Source organism: Balneolaceae bacterium (assembly GCA_034521495.1).
Lineage (GTDB): Bacteria > Bacteroidota > Rhodothermia > Balneolales > Balneolaceae > Rhodohalobacter.
Map to the genome: position 1 here is coordinate 194,226 of JAXHMK010000021.1, position 26,159 is coordinate 220,384.

General features: G+C 40.9%; 24 protein-coding genes. 14 read left to right on the forward strand and 10 right to left on the reverse strand.

Annotated features, from left to right (window positions below):
- Positions 1-25 precede the first annotated feature (25 nt).
- Both U5K72_19070 and rpoN read left to right on the forward strand, forming a co-directional pair.
- Positions 26-607: a DUF3109 family protein gene (locus U5K72_19070; protein ID MDZ7720929.1), complete on the forward strand. Its 582-nt coding sequence runs from the start codon at positions 26-28 to the stop codon at positions 605-607.
- Positions 608-2,143 (forward strand): RNA polymerase factor sigma-54, encoded by a 1,536-nt coding sequence (rpoN, locus tag U5K72_19075; GenBank protein MDZ7720930.1) that lies wholly within the window; start codon positions 608-610, stop codon positions 2,141-2,143.
- Here the strand turns inward: rpoN and U5K72_19080 are convergent.
- Together U5K72_19080 and U5K72_19085 are read right to left on the reverse strand one after the other, a co-directional pair.
- A complete protein-coding gene (locus U5K72_19080; protein MDZ7720931.1) occupies positions 2,140-3,681 on the reverse strand; it encodes a hypothetical protein in 1,542 nt (513 codons plus the stop codon). The two genes, rpoN and U5K72_19080, sit on opposite strands and share 4 nt — an antisense overlap.
- Positions 3,653-4,132, reverse strand: coding sequence for an Lrp/AsnC family transcriptional regulator (locus U5K72_19085; protein MDZ7720932.1), 480 nt, complete (start codon positions 4,130-4,132; stop codon positions 3,653-3,655). The genes U5K72_19080 and U5K72_19085 overlap by 29 nt, the downstream gene beginning before the upstream one ends.
- A gap of 189 nt (positions 4,133-4,321) precedes the next feature.
- Between U5K72_19085 and serS the strand changes: the two genes are divergently transcribed.
- The 3 genes from serS to U5K72_19100 all read left to right on the forward strand — a co-directional run bounded on the left by serS (position 4,322) and on the right by U5K72_19100 (position 8,448).
- Positions 4,322-5,581, forward strand: coding sequence for a serine--tRNA ligase (gene serS / locus U5K72_19090; protein MDZ7720933.1), 1,260 nt, complete (start codon positions 4,322-4,324; stop codon positions 5,579-5,581).
- Between the two features lie 102 nt (positions 5,582-5,683).
- Entirely contained in the window at positions 5,684-8,056 is a 2,373-nt protein-coding gene (locus U5K72_19095; GenBank protein ID MDZ7720934.1) for a DUF4838 domain-containing protein, read from the forward strand.
- A 125-nt stretch (positions 8,057-8,181) separates the two neighbouring features.
- Entirely contained in the window at positions 8,182-8,448 is a 267-nt protein-coding gene (locus tag U5K72_19100) for a ribbon-helix-helix protein, CopG family (GenBank protein ID MDZ7720935.1), read from the forward strand.
- A 388-nt stretch (positions 8,449-8,836) separates the two neighbouring features.
- Here the strand turns inward: U5K72_19100 and U5K72_19105 are convergent, their stop codons facing one another.
- From U5K72_19105 to dusB, 3 genes are all read right to left on the reverse strand, one after another.
- On the reverse strand, positions 8,837-9,127 hold the full coding sequence (locus U5K72_19105; protein ID MDZ7720936.1) for a hypothetical protein: 291 nt from the start codon (positions 9,125-9,127) through the stop codon (positions 8,837-8,839).
- Entirely contained in the window at positions 9,124-9,342 is a 219-nt protein-coding gene (locus U5K72_19110; GenBank protein MDZ7720937.1) for an addiction module protein, read from the reverse strand. The genes U5K72_19105 and U5K72_19110 overlap by 4 nt, the downstream gene beginning before the upstream one ends.
- Positions 9,343-9,412: 70 nt before the next feature.
- Positions 9,413-10,402: a tRNA dihydrouridine synthase DusB gene (gene dusB, locus U5K72_19115; GenBank protein MDZ7720938.1), complete on the reverse strand. Its 990-nt coding sequence runs from the start codon at positions 10,400-10,402 to the stop codon at positions 9,413-9,415.
- 184 nt (positions 10,403-10,586) lie between these two features.
- On the opposite strand from dusB, the gene U5K72_19120 reads away from it, so the two are divergent.
- The 3 genes from U5K72_19120 to radA all read left to right on the forward strand — a co-directional run bounded on the left by U5K72_19120 (position 10,587) and on the right by radA (position 14,191).
- On the forward strand, positions 10,587-11,663 hold the full coding sequence (locus tag U5K72_19120; protein ID MDZ7720939.1) for a class I fructose-bisphosphate aldolase: 1,077 nt from the start codon (positions 10,587-10,589) through the stop codon (positions 11,661-11,663).
- A gap of 112 nt (positions 11,664-11,775) precedes the next feature.
- Positions 11,776-12,858 carry a lysylphosphatidylglycerol synthase transmembrane domain-containing protein gene (locus U5K72_19125; GenBank protein MDZ7720940.1) on the forward strand — a complete coding sequence of 361 codons (1,083 nt, stop codon included), beginning with the start codon at positions 11,776-11,778 and terminating at the stop codon, positions 12,856-12,858.
- A complete protein-coding gene (gene radA, locus U5K72_19130) occupies positions 12,851-14,191 on the forward strand; it encodes a DNA repair protein RadA (GenBank protein MDZ7720941.1) in 1,341 nt (446 codons plus the stop codon). The genes U5K72_19125 and radA overlap by 8 nt, the downstream gene beginning before the upstream one ends.
- Before the next feature lie 6 nt (positions 14,192-14,197).
- On the opposite strand, the gene rpsU is transcribed toward radA, so the two are convergent.
- Complete coding sequence (gene rpsU / locus U5K72_19135; GenBank protein ID MDZ7720942.1) at positions 14,198-14,392, reverse strand: 30S ribosomal protein S21; 195 nt, start codon at positions 14,390-14,392, stop codon at positions 14,198-14,200.
- Between the two features lie 243 nt (positions 14,393-14,635).
- On the opposite strand from rpsU, the gene U5K72_19140 reads away from it, so the two are divergent.
- Complete coding sequence (locus U5K72_19140; GenBank protein MDZ7720943.1) at positions 14,636-15,307, forward strand: hypothetical protein; 672 nt, start codon at positions 14,636-14,638, stop codon at positions 15,305-15,307.
- On the opposite strand, the gene U5K72_19145 is transcribed toward U5K72_19140, so the two are convergent.
- Genes U5K72_19145 through U5K72_19160 form a run of 4 tightly spaced genes read right to left on the reverse strand, consistent with a single transcriptional unit; the run spans position 15,304 to position 19,757 of the window.
- Positions 15,304-16,140, reverse strand: coding sequence for a TIGR02757 family protein (locus U5K72_19145; GenBank protein MDZ7720944.1), 837 nt, complete (start codon positions 16,138-16,140; stop codon positions 15,304-15,306). The two genes, U5K72_19140 and U5K72_19145, sit on opposite strands and share 4 nt — an antisense overlap.
- On the reverse strand, positions 16,140-17,234 hold the full coding sequence (mutY, locus tag U5K72_19150) for an A/G-specific adenine glycosylase (protein ID MDZ7720945.1): 1,095 nt from the start codon (positions 17,232-17,234) through the stop codon (positions 16,140-16,142). Before mutY ends, U5K72_19145 begins: the two co-directional genes overlap by 1 nt.
- Positions 17,231-18,778 (reverse strand): Ig domain-containing protein, encoded by a 1,548-nt coding sequence (locus U5K72_19155; protein MDZ7720946.1) that lies wholly within the window; start codon positions 18,776-18,778, stop codon positions 17,231-17,233. Before U5K72_19155 ends, mutY begins: the two co-directional genes overlap by 4 nt.
- Before the next feature lie 4 nt (positions 18,779-18,782).
- Positions 18,783-19,757: an NAD(P)-dependent oxidoreductase gene (locus U5K72_19160; protein MDZ7720947.1), complete on the reverse strand. Its 975-nt coding sequence runs from the start codon at positions 19,755-19,757 to the stop codon at positions 18,783-18,785.
- Between the two features lie 92 nt (positions 19,758-19,849).
- On the opposite strand from U5K72_19160, the gene U5K72_19165 reads away from it, so the two are divergent.
- From U5K72_19165 to U5K72_19185, 5 genes are all read left to right on the forward strand, one after another.
- Positions 19,850-20,980: a glycosyltransferase family 1 protein gene (locus U5K72_19165; GenBank protein ID MDZ7720948.1), complete on the forward strand. Its 1,131-nt coding sequence runs from the start codon at positions 19,850-19,852 to the stop codon at positions 20,978-20,980.
- A 69-nt stretch (positions 20,981-21,049) separates the two neighbouring features.
- The gene (locus U5K72_19170; GenBank protein MDZ7720949.1) at positions 21,050-22,108 is read left to right on the forward strand and encodes a glycosyltransferase family 4 protein; all 1,059 of its coding nucleotides are present in this window, start codon (positions 21,050-21,052) and stop codon (positions 22,106-22,108) included.
- A 69-nt stretch (positions 22,109-22,177) separates the two neighbouring features.
- A complete protein-coding gene (locus U5K72_19175) occupies positions 22,178-23,425 on the forward strand; it encodes an aminotransferase class I/II-fold pyridoxal phosphate-dependent enzyme (GenBank protein MDZ7720950.1) in 1,248 nt (415 codons plus the stop codon).
- On the forward strand, positions 23,426-24,559 hold the full coding sequence (locus tag U5K72_19180) for a GNAT family N-acetyltransferase (GenBank protein ID MDZ7720951.1): 1,134 nt from the start codon (positions 23,426-23,428) through the stop codon (positions 24,557-24,559).
- A 105-nt stretch (positions 24,560-24,664) separates the two neighbouring features.
- A complete protein-coding gene (locus U5K72_19185) occupies positions 24,665-26,056 on the forward strand; it encodes a class II fumarate hydratase (GenBank protein ID MDZ7720952.1) in 1,392 nt (463 codons plus the stop codon).
- Positions 26,057-26,159 lie beyond the last annotated feature (103 nt).

The window sequence follows — 26,159 nt, forward strand, 5'->3', positions numbered from 1 at the left end:
TTGAGAAAATTTTAAGTATTGAAACATGATAAAAGTTCAGAATGTGATACTTTCTGAAGATATTGCAACAGCCAAATTTGCCTGTAATATCAGTCGTTGTAAAGGGGCTTGTTGCGTTGTTGGTGATGCCGGTGCACCCGTCAGCAGACAGGAAATTCCGGTACTTCGAAAGGCATTCAGAAAACTTCAAAATCAATTGGATCCTGAATCGGTGGACGTTGTGAACGAAACGGGAGTTGTGCAAGGTGACAACCAAAGCGGTTATGAAATTTCCTGCATAGAATCGGGGGAATGTGTTTTTGTACAGAAGGATAAAGATGGAGCAGCAACTTGCGCTATTCAAAATGCCTACTATTCCGGCGATTTTGGTTGGGAAAAACCAGTAAGTTGTCACCTTTATCCGATCCGTTTAAAACAAATTGGAGCATTTGAATATGCAAATTTTGAATATATCCCGGAGTTATGTTCTGCTGGCTGCCAAAGAGGAGAAGATGAGGGAATTTACCTGGCTGACTTTTTAAAAGATTCACTCATAAGACGTTATGGAAAAGAGTGGTACTCGGAATTTCTTGAAGTTTGTAACGAAGAAAGGATGCAATCTGTATAGATGATAAAAACAGGTCAAAACATATCGCAAAAACAATCGCTGCAGCAAAAGCTCTCTCCACAGCAGATTCAGTTTGTGAAATTACTGCAGCTTCCTACCATGGGCCTTGAGCAAAGAGTAAAGCAGGAGATTGAGATGAACCCGGTTTTGGAGGAAGCAGATCCGCTGGCACCGGAAGAGACACTCCGTGAGAATGAAGAGGTTGAATGGGAGGAGAGCGAAGAAAAAGAGGAGGACAGTGATCCCGATCCGGTAGATCAGAATGAAGAGATTGACTGGGATTCGTTTCTTCACAATACTGAGTATGATGGAATGAATTACTCAGGCGGAGGTAGCCAGTCATCCGGGGATGACGACTGGAAAGATCTGCCAAATCCCTATCATGAATCTCTTCTCGAGGAGCTCGAACAGCAGGTTGCACTTTTAGACCTGGATGAAGATGAGAAGTTGATTGCCGATCAGATTTTAGGTTCACTGGATGAGGACGGTTATTTCCGCAGAGAGATTGATGCTGTGGTTGATAACATCGCATTTAATCACGGTACGCTGGTGAAGGCCAGTCAGGTTGAGAAGGTTCGGAAGCAGATTCAGAAACTTGAACCGGTGGGTATAGCCTCCAGGGATTTGAGAGATTGTCTGTTGTGCCAGGTGCGCCATCTGGATGCAGATCCGGAACTTAAAAATCTGGCTGAGAAGCTTCTTGAGAATGAATGGGAAGCATTTGAGAAGAAACATTTTGAAAAGCTGAAGTCGCGCCTCAATGTGGATAATGAAGAGCTAAAAGAGGTATTCAATCTGATAAAAGGTTTGAATCCACGCCCGGGAGGTGTTACAAATCCCGATACTGACAATCAGCAATATATTGAACCAGATTTCGAAGTCTATTACGAACCTTCAGCAGAGGAAGATGATGAGGATCAGGGAGAGTTTATTATTCGGTTAAGCCAAAGAAATACTCCCCCTTTGCGCATTTCGCCTGATTATAAAATGATGTGGGAGAACCTGAAAAAGAAAAAGGGAAAACAGAAAGAGAGTGGTGATTCTGAAGCCCGAAAATTTATCAAGGATAAAGTAGAATCTGCTCAGTGGTTTATCGATTCCATCAAACAGAGACACAATACGTTGATGAAAACGATGCGAACCATTGTATCGCTCCAGGAAGATTTTTTTAAACATGGGGAGGGGCTAAAACCGATGATTTTGAAAGATGTAGCCGAACGAATTAAGATGGATATCTCAACCGTTTCAAGAGTAGTAAATGGTAAGTACGTTCAAACCAATTTTGGTGTATTTGAATTGAAATACTTTTTTAGTGAAGGCCTTGAAACAGAAAGCGGTGAGGATGTATCAAGCCGGGAAGTGAAAAATGTGCTTCAAAATGTGATTCAAAACGAGAATAAAAAGAAACCATACAGCGACCAGGCACTTACAGAAATTTTGAAAGAGAAAGGATATAAAGTAGCACGGCGAACAGTCAGCAAATACCGGGAAAATTTGCAGATACCGGTAGCCCGTCTCAGAAAGCAGATTGTTTAGGGTAACATAAACGCCATCTCAATGGGCTGATAGATCATCGGCAGCCAAAGAGCAAGCACAATAATGGCTGTGATCAAAAGAAAATATAGCCCCACCGTAAGGAATAGATTTAACACCCGATACTTTTGCAGGAATCGGGCACTGTCGGCAGCAGCGAAAATAAAACCGGCAAACCAAAAGAAAAAATAGAGTATGGCAGTGGCAATAGTCCAGCTCTGTGCGGCCTCAATCTGTATAAAATAAACCGCAAAGGTTACTACAATCAGATTGATGTGGAATGGCCAACTGTACAGGTTTATAACCTGGTTAAGCTGTTCAAGTTTTTTGTTTGGCAGATAAAGCCAGGCAACGGATAAGATATGTGAGATGAAGGCAATGAGAAGACCGATCACAAATATGGAAACTTTTTCAAAACCGGAATAAAAAAGTGCAGGATAATGATAAGAAAGAGACTCCAATCCCATATTGCTGATAAAACTATCACTCAGTAAATAGAAGAAGAAACCGGTGATGAGAGTATGTTGAAGTAATACAATTACGCCCGGAGTGGTATTGCGAATCCGGTGTTGTTGCACATCGTGAATAAAAAAGGAGTGATAGAAAAAATACCGCGGCAACGTAGCTTTGTACATCGGCTGATATTTGTAGTGCAGAAGATAGCTGGCCCAGATGAGTAACAAAAGAATAATCGGCCAGTTGGGGGCAGGAGAATCGGGCGAGGGTTCCGGCATCGGGAAATGGACGGATTCTCCATCCAGGTACGATGAAATAATGGTGGAAAAAGATGCTTGTGATTCAACCCGGGAGAGAAACCAATCAGCGGGAATGATGACCAAACTTTCAGGCTGTGTGGCTGTTTGTTTAAAAATTGTTTCAAGTGTTTGGAGAGATGCAACAGGATCGTTTTCGGGCTCAAATAAAATGACTGTTGATGAAGCTGTAATCAAACTATCGGGTTGAACCCTGACACGGCTTGCAAAGAAATCGACCTGCTGTACCGGGAATTCCGGTTCAGAAAAAGCAGACTGGTAATAAAATGGTTTCTCAATTGAGGTAAAGAGATCGGTGAGAAGACTGTCGGAGGAAGCAGGGAATGCCGATCTGTAATCAGCTGGATAATTAAACACCTTTATTGCAGCTATATTGTCTCGTAACTGGTTCGGTACGAGACTGTACATGGTCTGTATTGAGTTAACAAGTAATTCCCGGTTGTTTTTTGCCTCATATTCTGTGACAAAATGTTGGTTTGAATCCAGTAATAGATAAAACTGTTCCAAATCGGACCTTCTGATGCTTGCTGGAAAAGAGATCTCCAGCATATCGATTCCAATCTCGCGGATTTGGTTGAACTGTTCAGTTGTTAATGAAGTGTTATCAGACCTATCAATTGATAGTGCAATTCTGTTTGCTGGCTCATTTTGAGGAGATCCGGCCGTAGAATTTGCAGACAGAGAAAATATCAGCCCTAAAAAAAAAAGTGTTAGAATGAGAGTTCGTAAAATGGCCGTATTATTTTTTAATGTCCTCAGCGTTTTCAATGGGTAGTTTTCGGGTCTCTTTAAACGTAGAGAGTACAATGTTAGAGCGTGTTCTGGTGACACCTTCCCACGTTTGGATCAATGAGAGAAACTTTTCGAGCGACTCTGTATTTTTGGTTCGTACTTTGAGAATATGAGATCCATCGCCCGTTATGGAATGACACTCCATTACTTCCGGGTGATTGCTCACATGGTCCACGAAATCGGTATATCGTTCGGAACCGTCCACTTCTACAAAAATAAATGCGGTGATGTCGAAATGAAATTTCTTAGCATCCAGAATGGCATTGTAATCTACAATAAGTCCTTTCTCTTCCAGTTTTCTCATCCTTTCTGAAACCGAAGGAACTGATAGATGAACAATATCGGCGATTGTATTTCGCTGTGCCCTTCCGTTCTCTTGAAGATGATTTAGTATTTTAATGTCAGTTTCGTCTAAAAGATGTGTCATATCGACTTGCCTAATATTTCTAATTTAATTTAAATTTAGCCTTAATTTGTTAGGAATACAATCCTCATCCACTCTTTTTACATGAATGCTACAGAAATTTAGGATGCTCTCTTAAAAAATTTCAAACAAGATTTTACTCATTGTATCTTTGTATCAAAATACGAATCAAAAAATTGAAAACGAACAGATATGCTGGATGTAACATTTATCCGTGAACACGTTGATCTTGTGAAGGAAGGGATGAAAAACAAGGGGGAGCCGGACAGCTCAATTGTGGATCGAGTTCTTGAAAAAGATGAAGAATGGCGAAGTGTTGTTACCGAACTTGATAATTTGAGAGCGGAGAGTAACAGGAAAGCCAAAAAAATTGGCCAGTTGATGGGACAGGGAAAAAAGGAGGAAGCCCAAAAGCTGATTCAAGAAACTGGCGATAATAAAGAAGAGATTAAAGAACTTGAAGATAAGCTGACTGTACTTGATAAGGAGCGTGATAAACTTCTCTATCAAATTCCCAATGTGCCTGATGAATCTGTTCCGGTGGGCCACTCTGAAGAGGATAACGAAGTATTTTTGACATGGGGAGAACCAGCCGATGAGGATTGGCGGCTTCCGCACTGGGAAGTTGCCGAAGAGAAAGGCTGGATCGATTTTGAACGGGGAGCTAAAGTAACGGGTGCAGGTTTTCCGTTTTATGTAGGACCGATGGCCCGGCTTCAGCGTGCACTGATCAATTACTTTTTGAATGAGGCATCCGAGCAGGGATATACCGAAATGCAAGCTCCTTATTTTGTGAATGAAGATTCTGCTCGCGGAACCGGCCAGATCCCTGATAAGGAAGATATGATGTACACCATTCCGAGAGACGGTTTTTTTGCGATTCCAACCGCTGAAGTTCCGGTAACCAATTTTCACCGGGATGAAATCTTCTCGCCGGATGATCTGCCGGTTTACTATTCCGCTTACACTCCATGCTGGAGACGAGAAGCCGGGAGCTATGGGAAAGATGTTCGGGGTTTGAACCGCCTGCATCAATTTGATAAAGTAGAATTGGTTAAAATTGTCCATCCCGATTCTTCTGATGATGAGTTGGAATCTCTGCGAGAGTACGCTGAATCCCTTCTTAAAAAACTGGAATTACCCTACCGAACCCTTTTGATGTGCACCGGCGATATGGGCTTTACCCAAACCAAAAAATACGATCTTGAAGTGTGGAGTCCGGGACAACAACGATGGTTGGAAGTTAGCTCTTGCTCCAATTTTGGATCTTTCCAGGCGAGGCGCATGCAGCTTCGGTTTAAAAATGAAAAAGGGAAAACGGAGATACTTACATACCTTAAATGGATCTGGGTTGGCACTGCCGCGAATTGTGGCATCTATTTTGGAAACATATCAAACCGAAGATGGGGATGTTATTGTGCCGGATGTATTAAAACCATTTATGAATTCTGAAAAAATGTAAGATTTGAGCATGTAGTGTAACGACTATTTTTTCTATGAAATAGGATGCTTTATTAAAATATCAGAAATAGAAACTTTTAGGTAGCCATTGTTATGGATGAGGATTTTAAAGAGAGATTGGTTTCAAGAAAAGATTTTTTAAAAGCATCGACTTTGATAACCAGCGGGTTGACGTTGTTACCATCTGCACTGAGGGCTGCGTTATTATCTGATGAAAATTCAGGCAGATCACAAGCGCAAGAATATCAGATTGTATTCAGGCAGAGCAACAAAAATCCGATAGAAGAGAAAGCTGCTCAACAGCTTAAGAAATATCTTGAGAAAGCTGAGATCAGTTTTCCGGTTATTGATGAAGAATCGTACCGGGGGGATCAGGCGATCTATATTGGTCGCACCCGATATGCCGAGCAGATAGATATCAATTACAAAGAACTCGCTAAGGATGGATATGCATTCAAAACCCTGGGGAAGAATCTGGTAATTGCAGGCGGTACAGAGAAGGGAGTGCTTTATGGAGTTTATGGCTTTCTGGAAGCACTGGGTTTTCGTAAGTATGATCCGGTGAGTACGTATGTGCCAAAAATTGAGTCTGTTCAGATTCCTGCGGACGAGTCGACTGAAGTTCCCGGAATGAATTATCGCCAGACCTCTTACTACGATAAGGATGATGGAGATATTTTTGACTGGCACCGACTTGACAGCAGAAGTGAATCGTGGGGTATGTTTGTGCATACTTTTTTTGAGCTGGTACCGCCGGAAGAGTATGCCGAGTCCCATCCTGAATATTACTCATGGCGAGATGGCAAGCGTAATCCAAGTACCCAATTGTGCCTGTCGAATGAGGAGGTCCTGGAGGTCGTAGTTCAAAACCTGAGGAAGAAAATAGCTGAAAATCCAGAACCACTATATTGGTCTGTTAGCCCGGAAGATAACGATCAGTATTGCACATGCGGCCCTTGTACAGAACTAAATAAAAAGTACGGCGGCACACGATCTGATCTGAAATATGGGGTGCCAAGCGGTTCACTTATCTATTTTGTAAATAAAGTGGCCAAAGAGTTTCCGGATAAAATTATATCCACATTGGCATATTGGTATACTCGTGAAGCACCGGAAAATATCAAACCGGTATCGAATGTCAATATTATGCTCTGCCCGATAGGGCCTGCTCGTCACAGGCCAATATTTGAAACAGCTCCCTCTTTCACGAATGATTTACAAGATTGGGGAAAAATCAGTGACAGAATTTTAATTTGGGACTATAACATTCAGTTTGCCAATCCGGTGAGTCCCTTTCCGAATCTTCATACGCTAAAACCGAATATTAAATTCTACAAAGAGAACAATGTAGATTCGCTGTTTATGCAGGCGACGTCTCAAGCCGGAAGTGAAATGGCGAGTTTAAGATCGTACCTGATCAACAAACTGATGTGGGATCCAGATGCCAATGAGGATCTGATCATGAATGATTTTCTTGAAGGTTATTATGGAGATGCCGGTATTTACATCCGACAGTATATCGATACAATGAAAGAAGCTTTATTGGCCAGTAACCACGAATTGAAGATTTTTGATTCTCCAATTGACGCAAAAGATACATACTTATCAGCCGATTTGATGAAGCAGTATGAGGAGATGTTTGATAACGCTGAACAGGTAGTGGAAGGAGATTCAGAACGATTGCGAAGAGTGAGAATCGCCAGACTTCCATTGATGTTCGCTCAGATACAAATTGGCCGCACGGAAGTGGATACACCCCGAAGTATGTTCGCTCATAATGAAGAGGGAAGGATTATCGTTAAGCCTGAAATGAAAGAGCTGGTGCATCAGTTTGTGAATCGTTGTAAGGAATATGGGGTGAATCGTATCCGTGAGAGAACCACAACAGCAGATGAATACCTGCGGGCATATCAGCGAATATTTGATAAGATGGACGAAGTGGAAAATGCGATATCTCTCCATAAAAAGATTACTCCTATAACAACTTCAAGCGAGCATACGAAAGGAGCAGAGGCATTAACTGATGGTGTTTTTGGGTCCGATGAATCATGGAGATTCCCGGATAAAATTGGTGTGAATTGGGTTGGATATGAGGGAGAACATATGGAGTTTATTCTTGATTTAGGGGAGGTTCAACCTATTCAAACCATTAATATGGATTTTCTGAATGCACAGGCACAACCCAAATGGCACCAAACAATCCTGCCGATATTTGTGGAGTACCAGTTATCGGTTGATGGCGAGAACTATAAGGAACCGGTACGAATTGAAAATCCACATGATCCAAATCCCGATAACAATCCCGGAATTACAGATATTCGTGTGCACTCTTTTCGGACAGAGTTGAATTCAAAACGTGCCCGGTTTATTAAAGTGCATGCCGAGAGCCCCATTGAGATGCCTTCCTGGCACATCAGAGCTGGGCGTCCCGCCAAGATCTACACGGATGAGATTGTGGTTACCTGATTGAAGCTGATTTAAGCCCATTTTGAGGATTAACAAAAATTGAATTGAACGCTTTGAAGTGGTATCGTTGATTGCTTTGGTAATATGATGTATAGTGCATACATCATTTCATTCGTTAACTATATATGATACGAACTCAGATCTATATCACCGAAGAAGAAAAAGAAGCCTTAGAAAAGCTTTCTGCGGAGAGAAATACGACTAAAAGCAATATTATCAGGGAGGCAATTGACCAGTATGTGGCAGATATGACACTGGAAGAAAAGAGAAAGAAATTGAATGCGGCTGCCGGTATATGGAAAGACCGAGATGAAGATGATATCCCTGATGTACGGGATCTGCGCGAAGGGTGGGGGAGAAGGTTGAAAAGGCTTGGGTTAGATGATCGTTGATACAAGTATAATTATTGATCTGTTAAAGGGGGCGAAAAAAGCACATCAACAAAAAGCACTTTTCTGTATTAGATAAAATCTGGTTGTGCATTATTGAACATTCTTATCCAATGCCGAACCCTTGTTTATTCTTGGGATTAATTACATCTATTCAGGAATAAGGTTTCTTTTTGAAGGCTGACTTCATCAGTTTGAATAAAAAGTAAACTCCAAAAGTGGCAAGTATTAGAACAAACAGAGATCCCCAAAGGAGATATATGGCGTATGGGATCAATAGTACAAGCAAAGCCCCAACAGATATCGGAAAGGATTGGAGTAGAAGAGATAGGCATTACCACCTGTTTTGAGAAGACGAGTAATTCAGTACCACATAATAAGTCCTAACTTATTAACGTAAGGCATCCTGGATTGATTCGGAATCACGGCGCAAATCCAGAACTCTCCATACAACAATCGTTGAGTTTTTAATTTTATAATAGATGGCATATGGAAATTTTTGAGACAATTTTCGATAAAAACCAAAGACTTTGATGTGTACCCCGGCAAAAAGTTTTAAAGAGTCAATATCAGAAAACAGTGAGTTAAAGAAATATTCTCCCAATCCACCATCTTGTTCTTCATAGAAAAGCCTGCTTTTATGCAAATCCTCTAAAGCCGAATTAAGAATTTTAATTTTCATTCAAAGCGTTTTCTGAGCTCCTCTTTTGCTTTAGACCAGCTTATCGTATGTTCTTTTCCCTCGCGTACACGTTCTTCTGTTTCACGTAACACCTCCTCATGCCACTTCGGGGATTGGACCTGTTTCTCATCTTTTACCAGGTCTTCCCAAATTACATGCATAAGCTGTAATTTTTCTTCTCTGGATAGTTTATCTATGTTAATGGGAGTTTGCATAATAGATTATTTTAGAAAGAATAAGCATTCTGTTTTATATACTAAATAACTATTTGGAGCCCAAAAAAATTTAAGCCACCGCGTATAATTCTTCTTCCTTGAAATTAAGCAGCAGTTCCAGAATAGGGTCCATCTCTTTCTCCTGCATAATCTCTCCGCGCAGTTTGCGGCTGTTTCGAATTCCCTTCAGGTATTGTCCGTAGTGTTTTTTCATGATGATCACGCCATACTGTTCTCCATGATGAGTAACAGAAAAACGTAAGTGCTCGGCACACAGCGCTAATCGTTGATCGACAGTTGGATCAGGAAGAAGTTCACCGGTTTCCAGGTAATGCCGTGTTTGTTCAAAAATCCAGGGATTGCCGATGGCACCCCGGCCAATCATCACACCATCAACACCTGTTTCATCAAACATTTTTTTTGCAAGTTGCGGTGAGGTTATATCACCATTGCCAATGATGGGAATTTCAAGTCCCGGTGTGTTTTTGAGCTCTTTAAGGTATTCCCAGCGGGCATCGCCCTTATATTTTTGGCATCGTGTCCTGGCATGAACGGTTAACGCTTTCACACCAACATTTTGAAGCATCAAGCCGACTTCGCTAATTTGGATGGTTCGGTCGTCCCAGCCAAGTCGTGTTTTAGCTGTGACGGGAAAATCACCGGCGGCATCAACCACAGTTCCGGCCATGCGCTCCATCATTCCAAGATCTTTCAGGCAGCCTGCACCGGCACCTTTTTTTACGATCTTGTAAACCGGACACCCAAAATTGATATCCACAAGATCCGGATTATTTGCAACAGCTACTTTTGTAGCGCCCTCCATGGCTTCTTCGCGACCCCCAAAAATCTGTACCCCAAAAGGACGTTCAGATTCTTCAAAGTGCATCTTGTGCATGGCGATATCGGAAGCCCGGATAATGGCTTCGGAACTGATAAATTCTGTGTACACAACCGAAGCCCCTTTCTGTTTACAGATCTGCCGAAACGGAGAATCTGTTACATCTTCCATAGGGGCTAACAGCAAAGGTTGCTTTCCTAAATTGATTTGATCTATATACATACTGTAATTTTGTTAAGACTACAAAAGTAAGGGTTTTTTAAATGTACTGCTAAATCTGTTGGATTTTCGTAAATCAAAGCGCTTCCAATAGTGTATATAGCTCTCAATAAATAGCCAATTGTCGAATTAACATGTATATTAATGGTGTCAAACGAAATTTTAACCAATACAGGAGCAAAATATAATGACACTTGAAAAATCAAGTATAGAAGAACTATTGGGGGAAGATGCCGACTCCTTACTCACTCATGTTTGTAAAACCATTCCAAAAGAAAAACTACATGTACCATCACCAACTTATGTTGATGATGTTTGGTACCATTCCGACAGGGGGAATCGTGTTCTCCAAAATCTGCAACGAATTTTAAATCATGGTAGACTTGGCGGAACCGGCTATGTATCTATTTTACCGGTAGACCAGGGCATTGAGCATAGTGCTGGTGCTTCTTTTGCCAAGAACCCTGCTTACTTTGATCCCGAAAATATTGTTGAATTAGCTATTGAAGGAGGATGTAATGCAGTTGCTTCTACTTTTGGGGTATTAGGATCAGTCTCAAGAAAATATGCTCATAAGATTCCATTTCTTGTGAAGATTAATCACAATGAGCTGTTAACCTATCCAAACAAGTATGACCAAATTATGTTTGGATCAATCGATAAGGCTTATGATATGGGTGCTGCTGCTGTTGGAGCAACAATCTATTTCGGTTCCGAGGAATCATCCCGACAGATTGTAGAAGTTGCCCAGGCGTTTGAATATGCGCATGAGCTTGGAATGGCAACCGTACTCTGGTGCTACACACGAAACTCTGCATTTAAAGTAGATGGTACCGACTACCACGCATCTGCCGATCTTACCGGACAAGCAAATCACCTTGGTGTGACAATTCAAGCCGATATTGTGAAGCAGAAGCTTCCAACGAACAATGGTGGATATCTTGCTCTGAACTCTGGTGATTCTTCGTATGGTAAACTCGATCAAAGAATTTATGATGAGTTGACAACGGATCATCCTATTGATCTGACTCGTTACCAGGTAGCCAACGGTTACATGGGGCGTGCAGGATTAATTAATTCAGGTGGCGCATCCGGCGAAGACGACTTTTCACAGGCAGTAACAACAGCTGTTGTGAATAAACGAGCTGGTGGAATGGGACTCATTAGTGGCCGGAAAGCTTTCCAGCGCCCAATGGAAGAAGGTATTAAGCTGCTAAATTACATTCAGGATGTGTATCTCAATGATGAGATAACCATCGCCTGATAATTTCATTATTATCTCTATTCAATGCCGGGCTTAGAAAGTCCGGCATTTTTTTTATTCTCTACCCCGCCTTTCAGTATATTTCAGAGTTTTGAACGCATAATTCAGCCGATTGTCGAAACCAATTCAACATAGCCAACAAAGCGGTCCTCTGATTTCAATCAAGTACCTGGCGATCTCCATCGCTCTGAGTGTCATCAGTATGGGAATTGTTATTTACTTGACCTATACTCCCGGTGTTCTTGAGCATCTGAAGCCAAAAAGACTGCCGGGTTTGGGAATAGCAATTGCTGTAACACTACTGAGAGTTTATTTCAGTGCTGCAAAAATCAGGTATCTCGCTGATAAGGTGATAGGCAAGATGGCAGCCGTTCGAATAGCTCTCACCTGGGATTTTGCCTCCGCCGTAACTCCTTCCACAATTGGAGGAGCACCTGTAGCAACCTTTGCTATGACTCGCGAGGGAATTAAGTTAGGGCAGTCATCTGCAATTATGCTTTACAGTGTGTTGTTAGACCAATTATGGTATGCACTGGCTGTTCCAATTTTACTAATTTCGGGAGTTTATTTCGAAGTTCTGCCGGAAGAGATTGGCTTGGTTGGAAATATTTCCATGGTTTTGATCTACACGGGATTATTACTGTATGGAGCATTACTCGCATATGGGTTGTTGATCAATCCTTCTGCTATTAAAAAAGTGATTAGTGTAGTTTTTAAACTTCCTTTTTTGAGAAAATATTCCGACAAAGTACATGAGGAGACAGAAAACCTGGAGAGTTATTCAAAGTTATTGAAAAAAAAGCCATATACTTTTGTACTTAAGGCCTTCTATCTTTCTACAATGACCTGGTTGTGCAAAATTGCCCTGCCCGTTATTGTGGTTCTTAGCCTTCTTCCTGCGAATGAGATTCTATTGATTTTGCGAAGTTTGGCTATGAATCTGGCTTTTCTTGTGATTCCTACACCGGGTGGATCAGGCGGTGTTGAAGGATTGTTTGCAATATTTTTAGGTCCGTTAATTGATCGTAAAGCATTTATTGGGTTAGCTGTGTTTACATGGAGAATTATTACCTACTATTCCAGTATTGGGCTGGGCATATTTGCAATGATCTGGTATGTAAACGATTCAGTAGATCAAAGACTATCTGAAACGGACGAACAAATTCCAGTTGATGAATTAGAAAGTGATGGCTAAAGAGAAGATTCAGTTTGAGTGCGGAAATTGTGGTCATCTGTCCCCAAAATGGTTGGGAGTATGCCCAAAGTGTGGAGAATGGAATGCATTTTCAGAAAAACGTGAGAAAAAGAAGAGTTCAAAAAAGCATAAAGTTGAGATATCTGATTCTGATAATACTGAAGCTGTTCGATTATCGGATGTAGGAACCGAACACCAGGAAAGAGTTTCAAGTAATCTCGATGAGTTTGATCGCGTGCTTGGCGGTGGTTTTGTAGATGGTTCGTTTACGTTACTGGGCGGTGACCCCGGAATCGGTAAAAGCACGCTAATGCTTCAAGCCGCAAAAAATAGCCCGAACTTAACCATTCTTTACATCGCGGGAGAGGAATCCGAATCGCAAATCAAGCGAAGAGCTAACCGAATTGGACTCACAGGCGAAAACCTTTATATCAGCTCAAATACAGATGTCCAGTCGGTCATCCATTCAGCCAGAAAATTAAAACCAGATCTGTTGGTTATTGATTCTGTTCAAACTCTTTTCAGTGATGAACTGACAAGTCTTCCGGGGAGCATACGCCAGATTCGTGAGTGCTCGGCACTGCTGCAACAGATTGCCAAAAAAGAGAATATTACCACTCTCATGATTGGCCATGTTACCAAAGAAGGTGATATTGCCGGACCCAGAATTTTGGAACATATGGTAGATACAGTTCTGCATTTTGAGGGAGATAAGAATCACTTCTATCGCTTATTACGTTGTATAAAAAACCGATTTGGCCCGGCTCAGGAGGTTGGTGTTTTTGAGATGATGGAAGGTGGACTCCAGGAAGTTACAAATCCCTCTGAGCTGTTTTTATCAGATTCAGATCTGCAGGTAAGCGGGAACGCCGTTGCTTGTGTAATGGAAGGCACACGCCCCATACTTGTAGAAGTACAGGCATTGGTTTCATCGAGCAGCTATGGAACACCTCAGCGAACAGCCAGCGGGTTCGATCAAAGGCGGTTGTCTCTTTTGATTGCCGTTCTCGAGAAGAGAGCCGGTCTCCATTTTGGCGACCAGGATGTATATCTGAATGTAGCAGGCGGGTTAAAGATCACCGATCCGGCAGCCGATCTCGCCGTAATTTCTGCACTTTCATCCAGCCTGAAAGACCAGATTATAGATAAAAATACCGTATATATCGGTGAGGTTGGTTTAGGAGGCGAAGTCAGAAACGTTGCAAATGTAGAACAACGTATACGGGAGGCGGGGAAGATGGGAATTCAAAGAGCTTTACTATCGAAGAGTGGAACCGCGGTTGAAAGTAATATTAAAATTGATACCGCGGCTACTATCTCGGAATTTCTTTAAACTCTTTTAGTAGTTTTCTCTTTGACGTCTTCGTTCTTCGCGAATACTTTTTTTCAGAGCTTCTCTTCGCTCTTTAGAAGGCTTTGTATACTGCTGCCGTTCTTTGTATTCGTTAAGTATTCGAGAACGCGTAACCATTTTTTTGAAACGGTTGATCGCGCGATCTATACTTTCATTGTCTTTTACGTTAACTCCGATCATATCTAATGTTTATTTTTTATAAATTTTCACAGACACCTAATATAAAAATAGTTTTCAGAAAAAAATAGTTTCATCAGTAAAAAAGATAGCATTTATTCATCTTGATTTGCCTTGTTAAATTGACACACAGTTCTTTACATCTTTAATTTTTTTGGGATATTATTCTTTTATTCAAAAAAAGATCTATTCACCAAAATATTAAGGATAAAATTTTTAAAGATATTTGAAGGATTTATTAATTAAATGGAGTATGTAAAAACATTTAGAGAGATGCTTATCAACCCGGAAAATGTGGTGGATAGTTTTGTTCTTGAAGAGAAAACCAATTATATGCACCCGTTTTCTTATGGATTGGTTGGAGTGATAATTATAATGATTCTTTATTCACTTTTATTAGGCTACAGGACACCTATACTTGCCGATTTTGTTAGCAGGGAAATTGACCAATACCAGCAACTTACATATTGGATTCAATATGCAGATCTGAAATTATCCACCTTTTTGTTACCTCTTTTGATGTTTCTGCTTTTAATACCTTCCCTGGCGATAACGGGACTATTTTTCTTTCGTGATAACATAAGTGGTTTTTATTATAACCTGATACTGAGTTCTTATGCCGTGGGAACTTCGGTTATTGCTTTAGTAGTGTTAGTACCAATCTGGTTTATAGCACCATCAACTCTGTTCGATTCCGCTGTTACTACATATTTGCCGCTTATTTTGGTGGGAATTGTAATACTCAGAATTTATGAAAGATATTTTTTGATAGAAGATGTGAGAAGCTGGATTCAAATACTTTCATCGTATACACTTGGGTGTATTTTTTTTCTGGTTTTGGAGAGTTTTTCTATATCTGTTGTTGGATATTTTATTTTTGCCGTTAACCGGTTTTTAGATATTTGGATGACCATCTAAACACGGTTTAGAATAAATCTATTAGGGAGTGAATGGTTAAGAGCACCGATACCAAATAGTGCATAATCATAGCGTGCAGGATCTTCGGGATTTAGAATCTTTAGCGTTTCTGTAAGTTGATTGACCGTTTTCCAGTCATTGCTTTTCCGGGATACGAGACCATACTTTTTAGCCTGCCGGGATACATGAACATCATACGGAATCAACAGTTCAGACGGCTCCATAAAATTCCAAATTCCGGCATCAACGGGGCTATTTTTTCGAATCATCCATCGTAAAAACATATACAAACGCTTGCAAGTACTCCCTTTCTCAGGATTGGAAATATGTTTCCGTGTGCGGCTGGCAAGATCATCACACCCATCAAAAAAATTATGGTGGAAAAGAGCCATTAATGGCCGGTTTTCAGCTATTGACTGATGATAGCACTTGTTCCAAAATGATTCGAAATCATCAAAATGGGTATAGATATTTTTCAAGCCAAGAAATATTCCGTGCATATCAATTGGCTTGAAGGTGCGGTGCTTAAAGGTTTGAAGTCGTCCAAATTCAGCTTGAGAGTAGTTCATCACAAATCGAAACGGATCATGCTGCATCCGTTTTAAGAGATCTTCAACTTTTGAAATCACTATATCCCGGCGTCCCCAGGCCATTGTAGCTGCAAGAAACCCGGCGATCTCCTGGTCTTTTTTTTGATTAAAAGCGTGAATAAATTGAACCGGATCATCGGTAATATAATCAGCTGTTTCTACTCTGTCGTTAATCTCGTCGAGATACGGTTTAATATCCCGTAGACCTTGTAGAGATCGCTGTCGTAACGGTTTAGAGTACATCAGTTATTTAAATAGTGAGAGAGGTCGTCATTGTCCAGTTTCTTCAAACCTTCAATGAGGGTTTTATTAGCTTTTGGAAAAGGGAACTGATCAATATCATCCAAAGAAACCCATCTTATTTTTTGACTCGATTTAGGTTTTGGATCACCACTTTTAATCTGGCACCAAAAAGCATGCATCGTAATTTTAAAATGTGAATAGGCATGTTTCAGATCCTGGAATTTTGAGAAGACTTCAACCTCAATGCCCAATTCCTCTTTTAACTCGCGGGCTGTAGTTTCTTGCAGAGTTTCATCTTTTTCCTGTTTTCCACCCGGAAATTCCCACAATCCGCCAAGCATACTTTCATTGGGCCGAAGAGCGATGAGTAGTTCATTATTTTGATTGAGAATGAGTCCAACAGCTATTTGGTGATGGGGCACTTTCTTAGCAGGAGATTTATAGGGAATTACATTGGTTTGGGCACTTTTAGCAGCTATACAATCAACAGAAAGAGGACAGGCACTGCAACTCGGTTTCTGTGGTGTACATACGGTGGCTCCCAATTCCATCACAGCTTGATTGAAGTCGCCCGGATTTTCCTTTGGGATTAGCTCATCTGCCAGTTCCTGAATCCTGTTTTTTGTAGTAGTTTTTCTGATATCATCCTGGATGCCGTAAAAACGGGAGAGGACCCGGATTACATTCCCATCAACCACAGCATATTGTTTTTGGAAAGCGATGCTGAGCAATGCCGAAGCTGTGTAAGGACCAATTCCTTTTAGAGATGTTATTTCATCCCACGTAGAGGGAAGTTCACCGCCGAATTTATCTACAACTTCTTTTGAAGCGTGATGCAGATTCCTTCCGCGGCTGTAGTAGCCAAGGCCTTCCCAGCATTTTAAAACATCCTGTTGATCGGCACCGGCCAGGTCATAAACTGTGGGAAATTGCTTTAGAAAACGTTTGTAATATGGAATAACCGTATCAACCCGGGTTTGCTGGAGCATAATTTCCGAGATCCATATTTTATAGGGATCGTCGGTTTTTCGCCAGGGCAGCTCCCTTTTATTTTTTTGATACCAACCTACAATCTTGTCCGAAAAACTGCTCACTGTTCAAAAAGGTCTTCTTCATCTCCGGTTTGTGCTGACAGTTCAACCACCTTGATGGAATAATCCTGGGAAGAAGCTGCTCCATATTGATCTGTGGCTATTACCCGAAAGCTGTGTTCGCCAACTTGTCTGATATCAGGATTCCATGTGAATCGGCCGGTTTTTTCGTTGATCTGTGCACCATTTGGCATATCCACTCCGAGATAGCGAATTAATGATTGGTTCATGCCATCCGGATCAACTGCCGAGATTCCCAATTCAAACTCTTCGCCAACGGGTATGGAGATGGGGCGGGAGGGAGTAAATCGTGGTGGTGAATTAAACGGCCTGAGATTGATAACAAACTGGGTACTGTCTGTTTGTCCATCAGCCAAAGAAGCAGTAATAGTAACGGAGTGTCGGCCGGTTTGAGTGGCTGATGGCTGCCAGTAAAACGTATTTCCTCGAATCTGCGCATTGTTAAACGATGCATTATAACTCAGAGAAACGTTTTCACTTCTAATATCTCCCTCATATTCAATCGGTAATAGCAGCGGCCGTGGATATGGAAGTACTACATCTTCAATTTCACTCAGTGCAAAAGAGTTTGGGGAAATAGAATTATTAGCCATCTCTTGTTGATCGGCTTGCTCTATAATCGGGAAAATTTTATTGTACTCAGAGATCCAGAATGTACCTTCGGTCACTGCGAAATAATTTCCTGCCCGGTCTCCCGACTTCCAGAGATTGAAATTTCCGGCGGCATCCCCAATCCAAATATCCCCGGTAACGGTTCTTACAATTGTTCGATCCTGCCATGTTGAAATTTTATCAACAGCATTTTCTACATTTGCAACCGGGTCGGTTTGGCCATTCGAGCTGATCATGAAAATATTGCCATTATTGTCAGATCCCATCAGTTCACCTTTCACTAAAAAAAGTTTGTCTAAATTTTTTCCAATCTGTAACTCTTCGCTCAGAGAAACTTCTCCTTCCCGAACGGTGTAGACACCGATTATACCTTCTTGCTGGAGTACGAAAACAGTTTGTCCGCCGTCAGATACTAAATCAAGAGATGTTGTTTTATGGATTATCTCTACTTCGGAATCAACACTTTCCGGTGTTTCGAGGTTAATTCGGCCAAAACCGGAATTGCCCAGGGCTATGTACAGTTCGTTGCCGATGCGTATTGCCGAACGAGGTACATCGGGCAGAACAGTTGAAGAGTAGACGCCCAGTACAGATGTTGGTTCAATAACAGTTAACCTGCGGGAGTCGCCATAGAGGTATGCAAAACGGATGTCGCTTTCCAGGATGTGCCCCCGTTGCTGCATTCCGGTAGAGGAGTAGAGCCATTGCAGCGAATCACTGTAAGCACGAAAAACTACTAATCCATCACTTTCAGACAGTGCGTAAAGATGAGTTTCTGAACTTTGAAGGTTTACAATATTCGGGATTTCCATTTGCCTGCTAAGATCTTTAACGAGTTGTGCTTGAATCAAACCGCCAACAGGAAGACAGAAAAGAATAAATAGAGTGAGAATTCTTTTTAATTTTTTGTTCATAATATCACAGCCAATTATGTTTTTTGTACCAACGTAACGTCCTGGAAATACCCTCTTCCAGCGAATATTGAGGTTGATAGTTGAGCTCTTTTTTTGCTTTTGAGTGGTCGCAGGTCCATTCCAATATCATTTCTTTTGCTTTTTCCCTGTTAACAACGGGATATGTACCAAAAAATGTTGCTGTTGTTTCTACAAATCCGGCAATTTTTTTTACCCACTCAGGTTTGATATGAATCGGGATATTTTTTTTGCCGAGAACTGTTTGCACAATGTTATTAATGCGATTCCAACTGGTTATCTCATCACCCGATACAAAATAAGTATGTATTCCTTCGTCATTCTGTTCGATGGATTTTTGAATCGCCTGAATCAAATCGTGAATATAAATAATAGATAGCTTCGGTTGATCTCCATCGCCAACCATTGGTGCAACGCCCTTACTCATCATATTAAACAGGGTATAAATTTGATCTTCACGAGGCCCATATACCGCGGGAGGACGCAAAATGGTTACCGAAAGATCGGGACTGGCAATATCATGAATCATCTCCTCCATTTTTTTCTTTGAACGGCCATACATACTTACAGGCTTCAAAGGAGATTTTTCCGTCAGTGGTTTGCCATTACTTGGGCCGGCTGCGGCAAGAGAAGAGAGAATTACCATTTTCTTTACATCTGACCGGTTGGCTAAGCGAATAAGGTGTTCCGTGGCTTCCACATTCGCAAAATCGAACTCTTTTTGAGATGGAGCTTTTACAACCCCCGCAAGGTGAATAATTGTATCTACATTATTCAGGGCTTTCTCAATCGTTCGAATTGAATGAAGATCTCCATCTATTTTTTGATAGGATTTTCCATGGAGCCATTTTTCCTTATTGCGAACAAGACATTTTATCTCATCAGCCTGATTATTATCAATCAAATAATCAACGACGTGACTTCCTATAAAACCGGTTCCCCCGGTAACAAATACATTCATTTAATTCGTATATTCACATGCTTTCAATTGATAATAAATTGCCATCGGCCTAAGATACAAATATGGCTATTGCATTTGAAACGATATGACGCATGAGAGTAGCAATTTTTACAGGTAACTATAACCATATTCGTGACGGTGTTTCACTTACACTGAATCGGTTGGTTGATTTTTTACAGAAGAAAGGGGTAGAGGTACTTGTTTTTGGGCCTACTATTCCGGAACCAGAGATTAATCATGTTGGAACACTTGTCCCCGTTCCATCCATAAAAATGCCAGGACGGCCAGAATACAGAATTACATCAGGATTCCCCAAAGATGCCAGGGAGCGTCTTGAAGCATTTAAGCCGGATCTTATTCATCTTGCCACACCAGATATTTTGGGAATTAAAGCATTGAGATGGGCAGAAAAAAATAATGTACCAATTGTGTCATCCTATCACACGCATTTTTCAAGTTATTTGAAATACTATAAGCTCTCTGTTTTTGTGCCTTTATTGTGGAAGTTTCTTTCCTGGTTTTATGGAAAATGCAGGCAGGTTTATGTTCCATCTGAATCGATGGCGGAAATATTGGTCGAGAAAAATATCAAGGCGAACTTGAAAATCTGGGAACGTGGGATTAACAGCGAACTTTTTAATCCTGAAAAAAGAAGCATGGCATGGCGGCGAAAACAGGGAATACAAGATGATGAAATTGTAGTGACGTTTGTATCACGGTTGGTTTGGGAAAAGAATTTGAGAATTTTTGCAGATATTTTGAACAGTCTCAAGGATAAATATTCAAAAGTAAAAGCCATGGTAGTGGGTGATGGACCTGCCAAAGAAGAGTTGATGGATCTGCTTCCGGGCGCTATTTTTACCGGATTTTTAAAAGGAGATGAATTAGCAACGGCCTATGCATCGAGTGATATATTCTTTTTTCCCTCCGATACTGAAACGTTTGGTAATGTAACTCTTGAAGCGATGGCAAGTGGTTTGCCGTCAGTTGTGGCAAATGCTACGGGAAGTAAATCGCTTGTGGATCATGGCGAAAACGGGTTTCGCGCACCGGTTGATAAATCTGATAAATTCTTTACTTTGATCGAGAAGCTAATTGTTGATGCGAATTTACGCGAAGAAATGTCAAAGGCTTCTCTTGAAAAGTCAAAAAAATACAGCTGGGATTTGATAAACGGAAAGCTCTTGGGTTACTATAAAGAGGTTTTGGAGGCTGAAAGCTAAAAAGTGCGAATACTATATATTTCACATTTACATCCTCCTAAAAACAAGCCACTGAAAAGCATCGGGGGCATGCAAAATGTGAGTATGCAATTGGTGGATTCTTTGCAGCAGCGGGATGATACAGAGGTGGATACAATTATTATGCGGACCTCGTGGAAATTTATCCGGTTAAAAAGCTTTTTCTTTTTGTTTAGCCTGGTGTGGAGAATTCCGGCCAAAGTAAAAAAGACAAAACCGGATATAGTGCTATTTTCATCGATGGTAACTGCCAGTATTTTACCCTTGCTGATAAGAAAACCAAAGGTACCCTATGTAACTATAAATCACGGCCAGGATGTAACGTTTCCCTCTGCCTGGTATCAGTGGTACATCACGTATGTATTTAAGCAACTTGTCGGAGTCATTTCAGTGTCATCAGCAACCAGGAACGCATGCATTGAACGGGGAATGGAACCCGAAAAAGGTGTAACACTCCCCAATGGTTTTGATATGAAAGTAATGGATAATCTACCGGAAAAGGGAGAAGCCAGGAAATTAATTGAGAATCAATTTAATCTGAACCTTTCAGAAAAAAAGTTACTTCTGTCGGTAGGCAGGCAGGTAAAAAGAAAGGGCTACCGATGGTTTGTAGATGAAGTTTTTGATGAAATAAAATCCGATGCAGTATATCTGGTTGTTGGAGATGGTCCTGAACGGGAAAATATTCAGGAGGCTAAGAAGCAGTCTGATAAAAAAGAAAAAATCGTTATTCTTGGCAAACAACCTAACAAGATATTAAACGCCTGCTATGCGGCAGCTGATCTTTTTATTATGCCAAATATTCCGGTTGAAGGAGATATGGAGGGATTTGGAATTGTGTTATTGGAAGCAAACAGAGCCGGAGTGCCAGCCATAGCATCAGACCTGGAAGGAATTAAAGATGTAATAGAAGAAGGTGTAAATGGTTATAAAATCCCACATGGAAAGCCATATCTTTTTGCCCAAAAAATTGATTATGTTTTACAGAACGAGCTTGTTGAATTATCAAAGAAGTCGAAAGATTATGTTCAAAAACATTTTAGCTGGGATACAGTTGTCGATCAGTACATCTCATTTCTAAAACAAGCAGCGAACAGAGTATCCAGTTAAATCTTGAAATTTGATTGAAGCGTAATACTCGGTATATTTACCTGTTTAATAAAATGCAATGAATTTATAATGGGCGATATCAAAGCCGGAACCTCCTATAAAAGTGTTTTTAAGAAGGCCTATGATTTTACAATGGCTGAGGAGATTAAAGAAAGTGGTCTGTACCCATACTTTAAGCCGTTACAAGCTACAGATGGTACAACAGTTAATATCGAAGGTAGAGATGTTATCATGGCCGGATCAAATAATTATCTCGGCCTGACTAACGACCCCCGAACCATTAAAGCTGCACAGGATGTTATTGAAGTTTATGGAACAGGCTGTACAGGATCCCGCTACCTGAACGGTACGTTAGATTTGCATCTTGAGCTTGAAGAAAAGCTCGCCAAGTTTATGCGTAAAGATTCCTGCGTTCTTTTTAGTACCGGGTATCAAACAAATGAAGGCTCCATTCAAACCATTGCCGATCGAAATGATGTTATCTTCTCCGACAAAGATAATCACGCATGTATTGTAGTGGGTACCCAGGTTTCCAACGCTAAAACTGTTCGATATCGCCATAATGATATGGATCATCTCCGAACCCTTATGGAGAGAGAAAATGACGCTGCCGGAAAAATAATTGTAACGGATGGCGTATTCTCCATGTCAGGTACGCTTGCCAAAATTCCTGAATTGGTTGAACTTGCAGACGAATTTGATGCCGGTCTGTATATAGATGATGCACATGCTATTGGTGTTGTAGGTGAAGGCGGCCGGGGATCAGCATCTGTTTTTGATTTGATGGATAAAGTGGAACTAATCAGTGGTACATTTTCAAAATCATTTGCATCTCTTGGCGGTTTTTTAGTTGGGGACAGGGAAGTGATTGAATATATTCGTCACAAATCACCTGCACATATTTTCAGTGCAAGTATGCCGCCGGCAAACGTAGCTACCGTTTTAAAATCACTCGAAATACTCCAGGAAGAACATTGGAGACTTGAGAGGCTGGAAGAGATATCCAACTACATGAGAAAGGAGCTTAAAGCGCTCGGGTTTAACGTTTGGACCAGCCAAACTCCAATCATACCGGTTGTTATTGGTGATATGATTAGTTGTTTTGAATTTTGGAAAGATCTTTTCGAAGCTGGTGTTTATGTAAATGCTGTAGTTCCCCCCGCGGTACCCCGTGGCCAGGCTCTCGTCCGCACAAGTTATATGGCAACACATACGGACGAACACCTTGACAGAATTCTTGAAGCATTTAGAAAAGTGGGTCTTAAGCATGGAATTATAGACGAAAACGGGCAATCACTGATTGATATCAATTCTTAAGTGAAAGAGAATCCTAATACTCACGAAATTTCCTACATAACCTCCGAAAAGGAGCGTAAAGAGTTCATCAAGTTTCCTTACCAACACTATTCTCACAATAAATATTGGGTTGCTCCACTTTTAATGGAGCAGAAAAAACTCATCGACGAAAAGAAAAACCCATTTTATAATAATGCAGAGATTGCGCTTTTCCTGGCAAAATTGAACGGAACTATTTCGGGCCGAATAGCTGCAATTATCGATCACCGTTACAATAAATTTCATCAGGTGAAAACCGGGTTTTTTGGTTTTTTTGAATCGATTGACAATCAAAATACGACAAATCTTCTTTTTAAAGTTGCAGAAGACTGGCTAAGAGACAAGGGCATGAAAGATGTTTTAGGCCCTTCAAATCCCGGTATGATGGACGAGATCGGGATTTTAGTAGATGGATTTGAGAAATACCCCTCTATTCTGATGCCTTATCACAAGCCATATTACGACAAGCTGGTCAAAACTGCCGGGTATGAAAAAGAGATGGATCTGCTTACTTACCACGTTACACAAGATAATGTTGATCGGGACAGGGCTGAACGCGCAGTACAGATTGTAAAAAAACGGATTCCGGATCTTGAGATTCGAAAGATAAACATGCGAAATATCAAGGAAGAGATAAAAATTATCCGTGAAATATTTAACGAGACCTGGAAAAATAATTGGGGTTTTATACCACTCTCGCAGGAGGAATTTGATTCACTGGCCTCGGATCTCAAAACAATTGTGGATGATGATTTTGCTCATATTGCAGAGATAGGTGGAAAACCGATTGGCTTCTCAATTGCTTTACCGGATTACAATCAGATTTTTCGAAATATGAACGGGCGACTTTTCCCCTTTGGTATTTTTAAAATTCTTTGGAATAGGCGAAAGATTGATAAAGTCCGAACTGCATTGATGGGGGTACTTCCTGAATATCAGGGTAAAGGAATTGATGTATTGATGCACCGGGAAGCCATACAAAACGGCCTGAAAAAAGGTGTTGATTCGTCTGAAGTTGGCTGGATTCTGGAAAATAATATCCAGATGATACGAGTTGCCGAACGTCTTGGTGGCAAGCTGGACAAACGTTACCGTATGTACGGTAAGAAGCTATAGTCAAAGGTGGCAACTCCAGCCAAAATTACTCTCCTTTTCTTCAATTTCTGGTTTAAAAAACCTACATTAAAAGAAGAGAATGAATGAATTTAATCCAATTTTATTATGGCTGACTATCGTATTGAAAAAGACTCAATGGGCGAAGTAAAAGTACCAAAAGATGCATACTACGGCGCCCAAACGCAGAGAGCATTTGAAAACTTTCCAATTAGCAATATCCGTTTTAGCAGTGATTTTATTTCTGCATTGGGAAGAGTGAAAAAAGCAGCTGCTCTTGTTAATTCAGATCTTGAATTGCTCGATGAAAATATATCTGAAGCTATACAAAAAGCAGCTCAGGAAGTAGTTGATAATAAGTTCGATTCCGATTTCGTCGTTGAGATATTTCAAACCGGATCCGGAACGTCTACGAACATGAATGCAAATGAAATTATTGCCAAAAGGGCGAATGAACTGAAGTCGGGTACCGATGTAACAATACATCCGAATGATCATGTGAATTTTGGTCAAAGTTCGAATGATGTTATTCCTACCACTATCCGGGTTTCAGCAACTTTTTCTATCAGGCGGAACTTAATTCCTGCACTTGAGAATTTACATAAATCTCTTCTTGAGAAGGGAGAGGAGTTAAAAGATGTTGTAAAAACAGGACGTACTCACCTAATGGATGCTATGCCCGTTACCATTCAGCAGGAGTTTGGCGGATATGCACGCCAGGTTGAACTGGGAATAGAGCGCCTGGAATCGACCCTGGAAAGAGTACAGGAACTACCGCAGGGAGGTACAGCTGTAGGGACTGGAATAAATACAGATCCTGAGTTTGGAAAACGATTTGCCGCCGCGATGTCTGAAGATACCGGCCTGGACTTTGTTGAAGCTAAAAATCACTTCGAAGCACAAGCAACGGTGGATGCCCCCGTGGAACTCTCCGGGCAGTTGAAAACAATTGCTGTGGGACTGATGAAAATCGGGAATGATTTTCGCTGGATGAACTCCGGCCCGAATAGTGGAATTGGCGAACTGCAACTGAAGGCATTGCAGCCTGGCTCCTCTATTATGCCGGGCAAAGTAAATCCTGTGATTGAAGAATCACTGACTATGGTCTGTGCACAGGTTATTGGAAATGACGCTGCAATTACAGTAGGCGGACAGGCAGGAAATTTTGAGCTGAATGTGATGTTGCCAGTGGTAGCTCACAATTTGCTTCAATCGATTGAAATACTCTCAAATGCCGCGAATAATTTTGCCGAACGTTCTGTTCAAGGCCTCAAAGCTAATCGTGAAAAAATAGAGCAGATGGTCGGAAAAAATCCTGTACTTGTAACTGCTCTAAACCCGTTGATAGGGTACGATAAAGCTGCTAAAATTGCTAAAACGGCGTTTGCAGAAGAACGGGCCGTCTTGGATGTTGCCCGAGAAATGACAGATCTCTCTGAAGAAGAACTTAAAAAAGCTCTCGATCCAATAAATATGACAAAAGGCGGGTTTAGTGAATAATTTATAAGCAAATAAGTTAAATATTATTAAATATTTAATATGGTTTAAGAGGTAAAAATGACATAAAATTTACGGGGTGAAAATTTTGGTTTTACGCCCCAAG